The 14988-nt window shown below is 43.7% G+C and carries 11 protein-coding genes; 1 reads left to right on the forward strand and 10 read right to left on the reverse strand.

The annotated features are described in order from the left end of the window. Positions 1–442: 442 nt before the first annotated feature. The 3 genes from HXT45_RS06090 to trxA all read right to left on the reverse strand — a co-directional run bounded on the left by HXT45_RS06090 (position 443) and on the right by trxA (position 3919). Positions 443–2101 (reverse strand): MDR family MFS transporter, encoded by a 1659-nt coding sequence (locus HXT45_RS06090; protein WP_116689378.1) that lies wholly within the window; start codon positions 2099–2101, stop codon positions 443–445. A 229-nt stretch (positions 2102–2330) separates the two neighbouring features. Then, complete coding sequence (locus HXT45_RS06095; protein ID WP_004131757.1) at positions 2331–3335, reverse strand: G5 domain-containing protein; 1005 nt, start codon at positions 3333–3335, stop codon at positions 2331–2333. Between the two features lie 227 nt (positions 3336–3562). Continuing rightward, positions 3563–3919, reverse strand: a complete 357-nt coding sequence (gene trxA / locus HXT45_RS06100; RefSeq protein ID WP_060785879.1) for a thioredoxin — start codon at positions 3917–3919, stop codon at positions 3563–3565. Between the two features lie 124 nt (positions 3920–4043). Here trxA and serS point away from each other — a divergent pair, with 124 nt between their 5' ends. Next, positions 4044–5330 carry a serine--tRNA ligase gene (gene serS, locus HXT45_RS06105; RefSeq protein WP_004131752.1) on the forward strand — a complete coding sequence of 429 codons (1287 nt, stop codon included), beginning with the start codon at positions 4044–4046 and terminating at the stop codon, positions 5328–5330. Positions 5331–5474: 144 nt separating this feature from the next. On the opposite strand, the gene HXT45_RS06110 is transcribed toward serS, so the two are convergent. The 7 genes from HXT45_RS06110 to HXT45_RS06140 all read right to left on the reverse strand — a co-directional run bounded on the left by HXT45_RS06110 (position 5475) and on the right by HXT45_RS06140 (position 14899). After that, positions 5475–6230, reverse strand: coding sequence for an HNH endonuclease family protein (locus tag HXT45_RS06110; RefSeq protein ID WP_421781668.1), 756 nt, complete (start codon positions 6228–6230; stop codon positions 5475–5477). Beyond that, positions 6214–8763 carry an ABC transporter ATP-binding protein gene (locus tag HXT45_RS06115; RefSeq protein WP_421781670.1) on the reverse strand — a complete coding sequence of 850 codons (2550 nt, stop codon included), beginning with the start codon at positions 8761–8763 and terminating at the stop codon, positions 6214–6216. Before HXT45_RS06115 ends, HXT45_RS06110 begins: the two co-directional genes overlap by 17 nt. A gap of 330 nt (positions 8764–9093) precedes the next feature. Further along, a complete protein-coding gene (locus tag HXT45_RS06120) occupies positions 9094–9777 on the reverse strand; it encodes a ribonuclease HII (protein ID WP_116285552.1) in 684 nt (227 codons plus the stop codon). An 87-nt stretch (positions 9778–9864) separates the two neighbouring features. Next, positions 9865–10818, reverse strand: a complete 954-nt coding sequence (gene lepB, locus HXT45_RS06125) for a signal peptidase I (protein WP_421781672.1) — start codon at positions 10816–10818, stop codon at positions 9865–9867. A 35-nt stretch (positions 10819–10853) separates the two neighbouring features. Then, positions 10854–11222 (reverse strand): 50S ribosomal protein L19, encoded by a 369-nt coding sequence (rplS, locus tag HXT45_RS06130; protein WP_004127473.1) that lies wholly within the window; start codon positions 11220–11222, stop codon positions 10854–10856. A gap of 257 nt (positions 11223–11479) precedes the next feature. Further along, positions 11480–13012, reverse strand: coding sequence for a nitrate/sulfonate/bicarbonate ABC transporter ATP-binding protein (locus tag HXT45_RS06135; RefSeq protein ID WP_016636360.1), 1533 nt, complete (start codon positions 13010–13012; stop codon positions 11480–11482). A 138-nt stretch (positions 13013–13150) separates the two neighbouring features. Next, positions 13151–14899: an ABC transporter permease gene (locus HXT45_RS06140; RefSeq protein WP_016839986.1), complete on the reverse strand. Its 1749-nt coding sequence runs from the start codon at positions 14897–14899 to the stop codon at positions 13151–13153. Between the last annotated feature and the right edge of the window lie 89 nt (positions 14900–14988).

Raw genomic sequence — 14988 nt, forward strand, 5'->3', positions numbered from 1 at the left:
CGCAGCGCCGAAGGTGGTGACTCGCCGAGAGAGCAAGAAAAATCGAGAATCTCAGGCGACTAGCGATACGCAATTGTTCAAGCATGCAAGAGGGCTGGGTGATTCTTGGTCGAACAGTATAAGAGCGGCAGCCGATACCCAAAAAAACAATGACACACGCCTACAAACAAACTTAAACTAAAAATAAAATCAAAGCCAAATCGGAACAACCGCAACAACAATCAACACGTAAGAGGCGAAGCGTTGTGCGAATCGACGACTTCGAGCTGCATAATGCGCGAGAAGTCACCTCGATTCGCTGAGCCGCTTAGAGCAGAAGCACTGCTTCTGCACGGCGAAGGCGCGAGCGCGCTGTAACGCGCGAACGTAGAAACACCCAGCCCTCAGCAACGCTAAATAGGAATCGCACAACAGTAAGGTTGACAAAGATTCATGCGAGCTATCAGTATTGATGATGCGTATGATCGTGCATAACATCTTTATGCTCCGATGCGTGCGGAATGTGCAAAACGCGCATACGGTCAATCGCCCTGCGCGCAAGCTGATGCGCCGAACCCGCGCCTTCTCCCTTAACTCCAAAAATAACAATCAACGCCATAATAGCCGTAATAATCGCGCTAATTCTCAAAGTCCATTGCACGCCAAAAATACTAGCTGCAACGTTATCCGCACTTCCGACTCCCGTAAGAACGTGATGCCATTGCGTAAAAGTAGCCATTGTTACAACAAGCACAGGCGCGCCAATCGCACCCCAAAGCTGGCGCATTGTATTAGTCACAGCCGATCCATCGCCAAGCTCGCTTTGTTGCAAACAGTTTAATGACCAAGTTGTAACAGGCATAAGCAAGAAACCCATGCCGATTTGACGCGTAAATTGCCAAATAGAAATCCACCAAATCCACGTGTGCATGTCTATAAGACTCATCATGACTGTGCCAAAAAGCAAAATCAACGAGCCAGCCATTGCCACTGGCCGCACACCAAAACGATCCAGCATACGCCCACCAAAGTATTGCGAAATGGCCATTCCAAACGCGCCTGGCAAAAGCACAAGTCCGCTCATAGTGGCGGAAAAACCGCGATCAGACTGAATATAAAGCGGAATAACAACCATAATCGAGCTAAACGCAAAGAACGTTAAGCATGCACAAGCCGTTCCAACTGTAAAATAGCGATTCTTCAAAACGTTAATGCCAAGCAGCGGTTGCTTACCACTCGCGTGCGCGCGCAATTGTCTAGCAACAAACCACGCCACTCCGCACGCACCAACAAGCATAGGCGCCCAAGAAAACGCGCTAGCAATTCCGTACGCTTCAATATTTGTAAAGCCAAACATAACGCCGCCGAAGCCAATAATCGAAAGTCCAACGGAGAAAAAGTCGGCTTTGGCGCTGCGATCTTGCTCACCAAAATTGTGCAAGAAGAATGCAGAAAGAACAATAGAAATTACGCCAATAATACTAAGCGACAAGAAAATTGAACGCCACCCGTTAAAATCAGTTTGTATTCCTCCAACAGTTGGGCCGATTGCAGGCGCAATGCTCATAGCCATACCAACGCTGCCCATTGCCATTCCTCGCCGTGTTACTGGGTACACGGAAAACACGGTGATTTGCAACACTGGCCACATAACGCCCGTGCCAATCGCCTCTAAAGTTCGACCAGCAAGCGCCATAATAAAGTCATTGCTAAGCCATGCCATAATTGAGCCGAGCGTAAAAAGAATCATAGACGATATAACGATTTGACGAGTGGAAAATCGCCTAGTTAAAAACGCAGTAAGCGGCACCATAATGGCCATAATCAGCTGAAAAATAGATGTAAGCCACTGACCTGTAGTAACACTAATGTTAAATTCGCGCACAATAGTTGGCAGCGCGGCCGTAAGTTGCAATTGCGCAAAATTACCAATAAACGTTATAAAGGTTAGAATTGCCAAAGAAACCAAGGCTGCTCGAGTAAGACGATTGTTCTTATACGCCTGCTCACCAACAAGAGCATGGCTAAGTTCACGCAAATTCCCAAAAGGCTTGCATTTATAAGACTTGCTAACAGAGTCACTACTCTTATTAAACCATGATTTTCTAGGCAATATTGTCACTTAAACTTCCTTCCATATTTGCAAAACACGCATAAAATAATCAGCGATTATTGCAAAATCAAGAAATATACTCGACTCTACAATAATCGCCTTAAAACAAGCTATAAGACTACTCCGTGAGTTTGTTGTTTTACAAAGCTACAAACTACAAACTACAAACACACGATTCTCAAAAACCAACGATTCTCAAAAAATTCATTACGCGCCAAATCAGTAGCTACACGCCAAATCAGTAGCTTCTGTGCGATAGCCAATGCCTATACGCGCCCTGGATTGAGCCATAACGACCATTGCAATAATTCCAGAACCAACGAAGCTGAGTTTGATAATTAGTTGCCCAATCGGCTCCCATAGAAGACATCTTTCTTCCAGGCAAAGCTTGAGGCAAGCCATATGCGCCAGAAGGATTCATAGCGTTTACGCGCCAACCAGATTCATGCGAGATAATAAACACAGTAGCAGTAAAATCAGCCTCGCTGTATCCATTCGAAAGCAGCCACGAATGCGCCCACTCTTGCATCTCACCAGCTGGAACTGTGGTTCCAATAGACTCAGCAGAAGCAGAATCTACACTAGCGCCGCCAGTTCCAACAAGAACAACCCTATCTTTTGGAGCTTGCTTAACAAAAGACACAAAAACGTTGGAAGACACAATCTTCTTACCTGCACGCGTAACGATTTTGCTCGTTTCCATAACGCCAGGCGCACCTTGATCTTTAACCTTTTCTGTACCTTTTGGAAGAGCCGACGTCTCTTTTTTAACCGTATTAAAAGCAATAGGCTCGTCGGAAGTTTCAAGCTTTGCACCAGCGCGTTTAATAGTTATAACTGTAGATTCACTAACCTTTGAATCAAGAGACGGCGTAACAACGTCGTGCGAATCCAAAGTTATGTCTCCCGCTTCTAAAACGGACTTAACGTTTGTAAAATCTGTTCCAAAAACCGCGCGATGATGGCCATTTATATTTACAGTAATATAAGAAGTTGCGCCTTTTTTAGATGGGTTGAGCGAGTTTCTGTATGCTCCACGAGAAACCTGATTTTCGCTATCTGTAGCCGAATAGGCAGTTACATAAGACTTTGCGGAATTTGATTTGGAACCAGAATAAAAGTTTCGAGAAACAACTCCAAGAACTACAACAGCCACAATACTAACGAAAATCACTGCAACTCTTGCCCATTGACGCATGCTCAATGAAGTAAGCGTAACAGTTTTCTTTCTGTGACTTGTCATAACTCTCCTTGATAGAAGTTAGTGCAAAGTGTAAATCTAAAACGTTATACGACTTTTTATACGATCTTTTATACGATTTTTAGTTATACGACTTTTTGCACAAAGTATATGTAATTGTAGTCTTACGTAAAGAGAAGCGCTAAAAATCAAGGTTCTTGCGATTATTTCACACTCTTATTAAATTCGCTTTACTCGCTTACAGAATCACCTAATTATCTTTACTGTTTTTAATTATCTTTATTATTTTCATCATCTTTACTAGGATCATAAGCCTTAGCTTGATTAACTAAATCTTCTAAATCAGCTGGAAGCAAAGCGCCAGCTTGGCGATAAATAACATCTCCGCGCTTAATAACCATAACTGTTGGAACCGCTTTAATCGCAGCTGCACTCGCCAAATCTGGAGACTGATCAATATCTACTTTAACAAACGGAACATCTTCAAACTTTGCGCTTACTTGCTCAAAAATCGGCCCAAAAGCGCGGCAAGGACCGCACCAAGTGGCCCAAAAATCAACAACAACTACCTCGTTGGTGCTTGCAATCTTCTCAAAATCTTCTTGAGTAGCGTGAATAAGTGCCATTTTTACTCCTTAAAACAAGATTTAATAAATTTTACACGAACACATACTCATTTGCACTGTAGTTATTCACATCATCTGTAGCTATTCGCATCATCTGTCGCCTTACGGCACTAGGCTAGAAAACATGCTTGATATCCAATTTATTCGTGAACATGCCGACGTAGTTAAGGAGTCGCAACGCAAGCGTGGCGAGTCCGTAGAACTTGTCGATGAAGTGCTTCGCGCAGATGATTTGCGCCGCACAAGCTTAAAGGCATTTGAGGCAGCTAGAGCCGATCAAAAAGCAATCGGCAAAAAGGTAGCAGCCGCAAGTGCAGATCAAAAAGCCGAACTTATTGCACAAACAAAAGAGTTAGCGCAAAAAGTTGCACAGTTTAAGGCTCAATCCGAGCAAGCTACTGCCGACTACACAACAGCAATGTGGAAGCTTTCTAACATTGTAGAAGACGAAGCTCCAGAAGGCGGAGAAGACGACTACGTTGTTGTTAAAAAGGTTGGCACACCTCGCGACTTTGCGGCAGAAGGCTTTGAGCCAAAAGACCACTTAACTCTTGGAACTGGCGTTGCTGGAATCGATATGCGCAGAGGCGTTAAGGTTGCAGGCTCTCGCTTCTACTTCTTGCGCGGAGCTGTTGCCCGCTTGCAAATCGCAATGCTTACAATGGCTGTAGACCAAGCAGAAGAGCACGGCTTTACGCTTGCGATTACGCCAACACTTGTGCGTCCAGAAGTTATGCGCGGAACTGGATTCTTGAATTCTCACGCAGACGAGATTTATCGCCTTCGCGAGCCAGATGATCAATACCTAGTTGGCACATCCGAAGTTGCTCTTGCTGGCATGCATGAGGATGAGATCCTTGACTTAAGCAATGGCGCTTTGCGCTACTGTGGCTGGTCGAGCTGCTACCGCCGAGAAGCTGGTGCTGCTGGAAAAGATACTTCTGGCATTATTCGCGTGCATCAATTCGATAAAGTAGAAATGTTTGTTTATTGCAAGCAAGAAGATTCTCGCGCAGAACATCAAAAGTTGCTTGGAATGGAACAAGAGATGCTCGCTAAGGTGGAAGTGCCTTACCGCATTATTGACACCGCTGCTGGAGACCTTGGCTCTTCTGCTGCGCGCAAGTTTGATTGCGAAGCTTGGGTTCCAACTCAGGGTCGCTACCGCGAGCTTACTTCTACTTCTAATTGCACTGAGTATCAGGCTCGTCGCTTGAATGTTCGCGAGCGCATAGAAGATGGCGGAACTCGCCCAGTTAGCACGCTTAATGGCACTTTGGCTACTACTCGCTGGCTTGTTGCTATTTTGGAAAATCATCAGCACGAAGATGGTTCAATTGATATTCCAAAAGCTATGCAAGCATACATGGGTGGCAAAGAGGTTATTGAGCCTACTAAGTGGGAAGCCTAAAAGCCTAACATAGCTTTAAGCCTTTAATATTAATGTTGATTAATAAGTGTGCAAATCAGTTTTGGTTTGCACACTTTTTTATTTGCACAGCACAACAACGCAACAGCGCAACAGCGCCACAACGCAACAACACCGCTCACCGCTCTACTTTGTAGGCAGCTCTTGCGCAGAACACCCGTGCAAAACAGACGCCATACTCTGCTTTTCGGCGCTTGTAACGCTAAGGTCGTACTTATACTTAACAGCAATCTGCCTAGCTACATAACCGCATCTAAAAGACTTATTAGATGGAAGCCAATAGGCCGCAGAAGCAGAGCCTTTTTCTTGGTTTGCTGCTCCTTGCACAGCAAGAAGGTTCAGCATATCGTTACCAAACTTAAGTCGCTTAGCGCGATTCCACTTCCAAGCACCCGACTGCCAAGCGTTTTCTAGAGCAACAACGTGGTCAATTTGAACAAGCGCGCTAGTTTTTCTGCCTCGCACAAAGTTAATATCTAATCCTGTATATGGGTCATGTAAAAGCCCAGACGCCACTTTGCAAGATCCCGCATACTTAAAGCGAACATGCGTTAAATCGCGCGCAAGAACGTCTTCTCGAACATCACAACCGTTTTTATTATCGTCTGTAGTTCTATACCCAAAAACGCTTCTGTTATATCCAGAAGCATGCGACTTATCTACTTTTAGCTTGCTAAGCTTTTCTGCAGCATCTCCACTGGCAACGTATTCTCCAGTAATATTCCCAACATCTTGGTTGATTTTAGGCAAAACTAAGCCAATAACAATGCCTACAAGAATCGCGAGCGCAATAAGCCATATAAAAGACGTTACGCTCCTAGAGATTGGAGCGTTGCTATAGCGCGCATCACCTACTCTACGGTTACTACGATTGCGCAGCATGATTAATATCTACAACCCAAGGAATACGACGTATAACAATGTTGAGCACTTGCTGAATAAGGCTAATAAGAATAATGATTGCCATAACTGCGTACACAACGTTCCATTGCGGATTCTTAGTTACAAGCGGATGTATTGTGCTAGAAACAAGCATTATTGCGTTTGCGATTCCAATAAGAGAAACCGACATAAGAATCGCTTGCATTCTGCCGACTTTGCGCGATAATCTTACGCGTTGCTGAGCCAATTTTCGCATTGAATCAACAACTCGTTTAACGCAATAGTCTCCTTGACGGAATGCCAATACTTCTTGCAAACCAAGCTCTACATCATCTACTTCTAGTTCAACCATTTTTTGATCTAGATGAACTTTATTAATAAAGCTTTTAAGGCTCAAACTAAACAATCCTGGGATTACAAACACGATTAGCAAACAAATCACAGACGCAAAAATCGCGATTTGAACACTAAAATAGCTTAGCAAAACGATTGCTGGAATAATCGAAAGAATCATTCCAACGCTCATACTAAGACCTGCCTTGTGTAAGTGAGCGTGGTGAAGGTCTAGTCCTGCAAAAGACGCAACAAGCGTTAAGCATCTTAAGCATGCGCAAACAACTACAACAAGAACGTAGTCTTTAACACCTAAGCCAAAAAGCGGCCTGCTTGCTATAGCAAACATTGCTGCGATTGCGCAAACAGGAATCAACAAAGCACAAACAATGTTTATTACAGTTGAGAAGGCACTGAGAATGGCAAATAATGCTTTCTTTAAGTAAGACACTTTTGATTTTTTGCCACTATTATGCGCAATATTCTCACGCTCATTTTCACGCTCATCGCCACTTTGCGCGCTCAAATTGCCATTTGAATCGCCACTTAGTGCGCCTACAGATGCAGCTCGCGCACGCGAATCACTAAACACACTAACTTTAACTAAATTGTCTGCACTAGTGGCGTAGCTATCGCTTGGAAGAAACACAAGAATAGTTGCTTTTTTGGCAATTTTGCGCAAAATATCGCATAAGTTTTTAGCTTCTTTAGCGCTAATGTTTTTAGAAGAATAGTCAAAAATGTATACAGGAGTGCGGCGAATCAACGCGCGCGCCATAACAAGTCGCCTAAGAATGTCTTGCTTATTTTCGGCATGAATATTTTCTACTCGCAAGTCTAAACCGTTGTAATCTGCATAAACAACACCATCCGCGCGAGCAGCCCCAAGTGCCTGCCACATAGACGTTGTAGTAGCATTTTTAGACGCCATCAGTAAGTTTTCTCGCAAAGTGGCGGAAAACATGTGACTATTCTTGCGAACAATCGTTACAAGATCCGCCAATGCACCAGGATCTACATTATTTAGAGTTATATAAGAAGGATTTCCCACAATATCGCCAAAATCAGATGCCACAAATGGCGAATCCGCACCCAAATCAGGCAAAGCGTAACTATCACTGTAAGATAGCGCAACATTCGATTTAGAACTAAAAGTAACGCCATTAATAACGTTATTCGCAACTAAATCGTAATACTCGCTTGGCATTACATTCAGTTTTCCACTAGAAACATTAAAAGATGCGCGCAAAGGACGATTATTCTTAACAAAATTACAACGAACATGAAGAGAAACGTTGCTAGCGCCATCTGGAATACTCAAAGACGACTTATTGTCTATTTTTTCTAGCACGGATTGTGAATATTCGGAATCTAAAGTAGATGAATTATTGGAAGAACCACCATTAGCAGCAACACTTTTGAACAAATTGCCAATATTATTTAGCCCCAAAACAGCACGATTTTTAATATGCATGCAATTAGCAACTCGGCGAATTGGATCCACGCTTAACATAAGCAGAGGCAAAGTTAGCATTGCTGCAGGAAGACCAACAGACCTAACTGAAAGAAGCCAAACCGTGCAAACAACAGCAACCGCAACCATAAAATACGCCAAAAAAGCGCACAAACAACGCAACAAAACACGAACGTTATAAAGCGCAGTACAAAGAGCTAAAGCAGAAAAAACGGCCGCAACGAGGCAAATACTCGCTAGATAAGTGTTGATTGAGAACAACGCAATGCTAACAGCAAAAGGCATAGGAAAAGCTGCAAAAATTTGCGGCAAAAGCAAACCAGCCCAACGCTGAACCCAAGCAATATCTTCATTTACGCAAATCGAAGAATATTCAACAGAATCATTACGGTTAGCCGAACTGAGCGAAATCATAGATCGCAACATCTTCGGTCGAAGCTTCATAGCTACGCGAGTGCCAATCTCGGTAGAAAAAATACAAGATTGATGGAAAGCAATGTATTTTATAATCAAAATACCAACAAGCGAAATCAAATAAGACGTTAACTCAACGGAGCTAAGCAAAGATTTACCAGTATATTTTGCTGGAATCAAAATAGGCGAAAGAATACCAACACAAACATACACAAAACCGATGTTTGCAAGAGAAGATATAGCAAGACACGCCGCTCTTAAGGCAACCAGATGTTTAACACCTGGAACAAAAGCAAAGAAACGACTAATCATTTAACTATCCTTTTCTTGTTCATAAAACCTACAAAATCAACGTAGTTATATTATGCATAAGAGCGAACACATTTAACCAGTGCAAACAAACACAAAAACAGCCAAACATCTAAATATCTAAACATCAAACATCAAACAAATCTAATACTCATAGCACATCTAACATCTAAACTCTTAAAGCACTATAAATCACTTTTCAAACCCGCAAAATGCACTTTTACAAGCACTCTCTAACACACAGATTCGCTACCTATTACAACACATAAGATTACGCTAAACGCCAGGCATCAACACGCCGAATTGTAGATTGCTAGCTACACAAAATGCGCACTACCCCAAATGCCAACTCAAACGGTGCAAATCGCTAGCGCCGTGCTCAAGAATCGCATCCCTATGCGCTTTAGAACCATAGCCCTTGTTATGCGCCCAATCGTAAACAGCATATTTTGGATTTTGTGCTAAATCAATCATCAACGAATCTCGAGTCACCTTTGCAATAACAGAAGCCGCCGAAACACTAGCACACTTTTGATCTGCCTTAACTAAAGTGTGAACTTTTACAGAAAATTGCATACTAGGCGCATCAAAAGTACCTAAAGCTTTGCCAACGTAATTGAACGGACCGTCCAAAATCGCAGCAATCCGCGCATCTTTAAGGCTAGAGCGCATGCGATTTTGAACATCGTTAATTGCATTAATCGCAGCAACACCAAGAGCATAGCTAATACCCCACTCGTCAATTTGACGATTTGTGCAAGAGCCAACAGCAAAAGCATCGCACCAATTTTCAATCGGATCCAGCAAACCCTCCCGCTTATGCGCGTTAAGAAGCTTAGAATCCGCTAAACCTTGCGGAAAACTACCCGATTTAATCTTTTGCGCACTAAAAAGCGCAGCCCCAACCATAACAGGACCAGCAAGACTACCGCGGCCAACTTCGTCTAAGCCAATAACCCAGTCAAATCCGCTGCTTATAAGGTTTTGTTCAAAGTCAAAAGATGGAATAATTGCCAAATTTGCCTACTCTTAACTACTTATTTGCACTACTTATTTGCGATATCTACTTACGTTTACTTATGCTTAATTACGTCTACTTACGCCTTACTTATTTGCAGATTTAGCTTTTACATCGTCAAAAGCATCGCTGTGATTTTCAAAAATACCCATACGATTAAGTGGCCAAAAACGCATAAACGCAACGCCTTCAATTTTAGAAATTGGCACTAAACCGTCGTCTCCATCGTTCTTATGGTACCTAGAATCCGCGGAATTAGCGCGATTATCTCCAAGAACAAAAACGTGACCTGGCTTAACCTTTACCTTAAACGCAAACGCACTCGGACTTACACCTGGCCTAATGTAAGCAGATTCAAGAACTGGAACGCCATTAACCAAAATCGGGTCGCCATCTCCCTTGCACTCAACTGTATCTCCAGGAAGACCAATAAGGCGCTTAATTAAATCTTTGCCTGAAAGAATGCCGCCACTGCTGCTTTCTCCGCTTAACCAATTAGCTGGATCTTCAAAAACAACAATATCACCACGATTTAGCGGAAAAACCCTAGGAGTTAGTTTAGATGTAACAACGTAATCGCCTATATGAATTGTGTCTAGCATAGATCCCGACGGTATAAAATACACGCCAAGAATAAAAATACGCAAAAGAATCACAACAATAATAGGAACAAGATACCAAGCAATAAGCTCTTTCCAAGAAGTTTTGAAAAGCTTTACTGTTCTTGCTTTAGAGCCATTTTGCTCTTGAGAATTTTGACGATTATTTTGCTCCGAATTATTACCACGCAAAGCGTAATTCGTATAATCGCGATTATTCACGCAATTACCAGAAACGTGATTTCCCCTGATTTTGCAATGTTTAGAGTGCGTACCAGCCCCAGCACTCTTAGAGCCAAAATTAAAAACGCTCATAACACCAAAGCCAGAAGCAAGATTACGCTTGACTTCTGGCTCGGGTGGAACAGGAGAAGGATTCAAGCCGTGACCTGCTACATTAACAATATGATTATCGCTATTTTGCAAGTCTTCGGAATGCATATTAATCCTTATGTAAATCCTTAACCTAAATAAATTTACTTAGCAGCGCTGTTGTCACGACGCTCGGCAATACGAGCAGCCTTGCCACGCAAAGCGCGCAAGTAGTAAAGCTTAGCGCGACGAACGCGACCACTACGAACCAGCTTAATCGAATCGATAGCTGGAGAATGAAGTGGGAAGCGACGCTCAACACCAGTACCAAAGCTAACCTTACGAACAACAAAAGTCTCGCGAACGCCAGCACCCTTACGAGCAATAACTACGCCAGTAAAAGTCTGAATACGAGTGTTGTTGCCTTCCTGAATCTTAACGTTAACGTCAACAGTATCTCCAGGACGGAAAGCTGGGATTTCTTCGGCAGCCTTAAGATGCTTAGCATCAAATGCTTCTACAGCATTCACCATAATAATTCCTCCATCGCCGCCGCATATCAGCGCAAGTTTTATCAAAGTAAATTGTCTAATTTTAATTTTGACTTTTTAACTTTACTTTGAATAATCTTTCCCAAAAAGTTTGCTTTTTGGGGCTTCCATCCGCCAATCTTCAAAAGCTGGCTAGACTACTAATAAGCAGACTATGCGGCATCCGCTTATTGAAAGCATACGAACATAAATTTATGCTCAATAATGGACATTATTTAGCACTATTTCGCACTATTTTATCACGCAACGCCATTAAGCGGCGCTGTTTCAACAGTACGCGTTAACTCGTCGTCGTCAGCATCGTAGTCAAAAAGCTCACCATAACGACCCCAGCTAATCGCAATATCAAATTGCTGACGAGCCAAAGCGTCCGTATGCTTACTGCGAAGCAAATCCAAAATCAACTCACCGCGAAGCTTGCCGTTGCGGTTTCGGCTCAAAGCCTGGTCAATCGCGTGAACAAGAGGCGCATGCTCAATCGCAAGTCGCGCAAACACCTGCTTGCTGTGCAAAATGTCGGCATTATGCCACTCTTGACCAGCTTGCGTAATCGTAATATGGCCATTTTCTGCTGTGAGCAAATCAAGCATTGTTCCAGCATCCACAAGCGGGAACAAGTCATCGATTTCAAACGACAAATCCGCAGCCAAATCAGCCAAATCAATGCCATCTGGCTCTTCCGATATAACGTCTAGCAAACCAGCCATGCCTCCTGGCGTTGCATTAGGCAACAAGTGCACAGCAACTGGCTCTGGCTTTTGCTCGCCCGCATCAGCTTGCTCTTCGTTTTGCTTAGCTTCCACTTCTGCATCGTGATGCTTTTGAATAAGCATATCGGCGATTGCAGCAGCCTCAGTTTCTTCCGCATCCGCTTGCTCCGCAGGCATAGAGTCGCTCGCAGCACTAGACGAATCGCTAGCAGCCGCCGAATCCGCATTCTGCGATTCAAGATCGCTTTCTGGATTCGAGCCAGTCAAAATAGCATAAAGATTATCTACCATCGCCTCAAATTCAGCACTATGCTTGTCTCTTGGTCGAGGCAAATCAACTTGCACGTCTGCAATCAAATGACCTGGATGAGAGCCCAAAACTACCACTCTATCTGCCATTTGCACAGCTTCTTCAATATTGTGCGTAACGATTACAACAGACTTGATATCACGCTCTTCACTAGACCAAAGCTTAAGAACTTCCTGACGAAGATTTTCTGCCGTAAGAACGTCGAGAGCCGAGAATGGCTCGTCCATAAACAAAGCGTCTGGGCGCAAAACCAGTGCGCGCGCAATACCTACGCGCTGACGCATACCTCCCGAAAGCTCCTTTGGGTACGCTGTTTCAAAGCCGTCCAAGCCGATTGCATCTATTGCAGCGAGCGCAAGCTCCGTGCGCTTTTCTTTACTAACGCCTCTAGCGCGCAAGCCAAGCTCCACATTGTCTTGAACTGTAAGCCATGGCATAAGAGCAAAGGTTTGGAAGACGATTGCAACTCCTGGGTTTGGCCCTGTAAGCTCGCGTCCGCGATACGTAACCGTTCCCTCTGTTGGCTGAATTAAGCCTGCCATTGTTCGCAAGAAGGTTGACTTTCCAGCGCCAGAACGCCCTAGAATTGCAACGATTTCGCCTTCGCGCAGCGTAAACGATATGTCGTGAAGTACGTGCTGAGTAGTGCCACTATCCGAAGTAAAGCTCTGGCTTATGTGCTTTGCGTCAATAATGTCGCTTGTAATTGAAGACTGCGCAGCCTTTTGCGCGTTTTTGTTCAAAGTGTTCATAATTTTGCCAATCTTTTCGTAAAGTTTGTAAGTTTATAAGTTTAATTTTTGAATTTATTGATTTTATTTATATTGATTTAGCGATTAATGGCAACTAACAAGCAACTAATCATCGGTTACTTGCGATTAGCCAATCGTTTAATTCAACACGAATCTTTTTGCGGAGTACCTTTGCAAAGGCGCCCAGAACAGTCGATTACTTAACACAACTATTAAGCTCATAACCGTTACTCCCACAAGCGTTTTTACAGAGTCACCAACGGTTGTTGCATTCGTAATATACGCGCCCAAACCTTGAGTTGCCATGTGATTCTTGCCGTATTCCACAATCTCTGCAACAATCGAAGCGTTCCAAGCGCCACCAGCGGCCGTAATTCCGCCAGTGCACCAAGATCCAAAAATCGAAGGCAAAACAAGAGTCTTCCACTTAAGCACACGATTTAATCTAAAGCTTCTTGTCATCTCTTTTAAGTCGTCTGGAATCGCACTAGCGCCTGCAATAACGTTAAACAGAATGTACCATTGTGTGCCAAGCGCCATCAAAATAATACTTCCCCAGCCAAGGTCAATGTGCCAAGCCATAAACCACATCATTGCAAATGGGAACACAAAGTTTGCTGGGAAGCTAGCCAAGATTTGCACAACAGGCTGCATAATGCGAGAAATCTTAGGATTCATGCCAATGTACACGCCTACTGGCACCCAAATCAGCGAGCTTACAAAAATCAACACTGCAACGCGCGCAAAAGTCAAAGCGCCTAACGCTCCAGCTGTAACAAACTCTTGCAAACCTGTGCGAGTTGCTACAAAGTAAAGCATTTGCGCAGCAGCAGCAATAATTAGAACAATCATTACAACGTTAAAAACTAAATCGCCAAGCTTGCGGGCAGACGCTTTACGAGGCCATTTTGCACCCGTGCGGCCGAATGGGCGCGTAGCTAATTCCAGCCACTCGCGAATAGGCGAAAACAGCTTGCTAATAACTTCGTCGGCATGAGAATGACGAATAAGCGTTAAAATCGCGCTCTTTCGCTCTTCATCGGACGCGCTTTGCGTTATGCGGAATCGCTCTGCCCACGCGGTAAGCGGCTTCCAAAGGAAGAAGTCGATTGCAAGCACAACAATAATCATGGATAAAATGGCCCACCAAATATTTCCAAGCTTGTTTTCTGCAGCAGATTGCGCAACAAAGCTACCTACTCCAGGCAGCGCGTAAGTGTGATTGTTTACGGAAATCATCTCGGAAGCAGTAAGGAAGAACCATCCGCCACCAACGCTCATCATGCAATTCCAAAGCAGCGGAATCATTGCGTTTGGCATATCCAGCACCCAGAATCTCTGCCAATGCGTAAGTTGCAAGCTGCGCACTGCCTCGTCTAACTCCTTAGGCTCACTTAAAAGCGAACGGTGGAACGAGAAAGTCATATTCCAAGCCTGGCTTGTAAAAATCGCAAAAATCGAAGCGGCTTCAACGCCCATCATCGATCCTGGGAAAATAACAAGCCAAATCGTTACTGTAGCCGAAAGGAAGCCAAGAATTGGAACGGATTGCAAAATGTCTAGCAACGGAATAAGCACCTTGCCCAAGCGACGGCTGCGCGCTGCAAGAGATCCGTAAATAATCGTAAAAATCAGCGATGCTATAAGCGCAAGCATCATGCGGAACACGGATCTAAGCGTGTAATAAGGCAAATTAATAAGGTCTGTTGAAACCGCGGAAGGTATGCCACTAGGTCCAATCGGCTGGTTAATGCGCTGCAAAAGGAAAGCGCTTACTCCAAAAAGTGCGATTATGCCAACGCACACAATAATGTCGGACCAAAAACGAGTGTTTTCGTCTACTTGCGCGCTGGCACTACTTTTTCCAGATGTTGTAAATATTGTCATGATAAGTCCTCTGGTAACGCGTATTTTTACACGCGTTTGCCGCTTATCACCACTATTTTTTGCGTTTATATTAAATTTTGCTTAAAATT

Source organism: Gardnerella sp. DNF01199S (assembly GCF_049244155.1).
In the GTDB taxonomy this organism is placed as follows: Bacteria; Actinomycetota; Actinomycetes; order Actinomycetales; family Bifidobacteriaceae; genus Bifidobacterium; species Bifidobacterium piotii.

Excerpts from the sequence above, each read along its gene's own strand:
- HXT45_RS06095 (WP_004131757.1), bottom strand. The coding sequence starts at position 3,335 with ATGACAAGTCACAGAAAGAAAACTGTTACGCTTACTTCATTGAGCATG.
- trxA (WP_060785879.1), bottom strand. The coding sequence starts at position 3,919 with ATGGCACTTATTCACGCTACTCAAGAAGATTTTGAGAAGATTGCAAGC.
- serS (WP_004131752.1), top strand. The coding sequence starts at position 4,044 with ATGCTTGATATCCAATTTATTCGTGAACATGCCGACGTAGTTAAGGAG.
- HXT45_RS06110 (WP_421781668.1), bottom strand. The coding sequence starts at position 6,230 with ATGCTGCGCAATCGTAGTAACCGTAGAGTAGGTGATGCGCGCTATAGC.
- HXT45_RS06115 (WP_421781670.1), bottom strand. The coding sequence starts at position 8,763 with ATGATTAGTCGTTTCTTTGCTTTTGTTCCAGGTGTTAAACATCTGGTT.
- lepB (WP_421781672.1), bottom strand. The coding sequence starts at position 10,818 with ATGCATTCCGAAGACTTGCAAAATAGCGATAATCATATTGTTAATGTA.
- rplS (WP_004127473.1), bottom strand. The coding sequence starts at position 11,222 with ATGGTGAATGCTGTAGAAGCATTTGATGCTAAGCATCTTAAGGCTGCC.
- HXT45_RS06135 (WP_016636360.1), bottom strand. The coding sequence starts at position 13,012 with ATGAACACTTTGAACAAAAACGCGCAAAAGGCTGCGCAGTCTTCAATT.
- HXT45_RS06140 (WP_016839986.1), bottom strand. The coding sequence starts at position 14,899 with ATGACAATATTTACAACATCTGGAAAAAGTAGTGCCAGCGCGCAAGTA.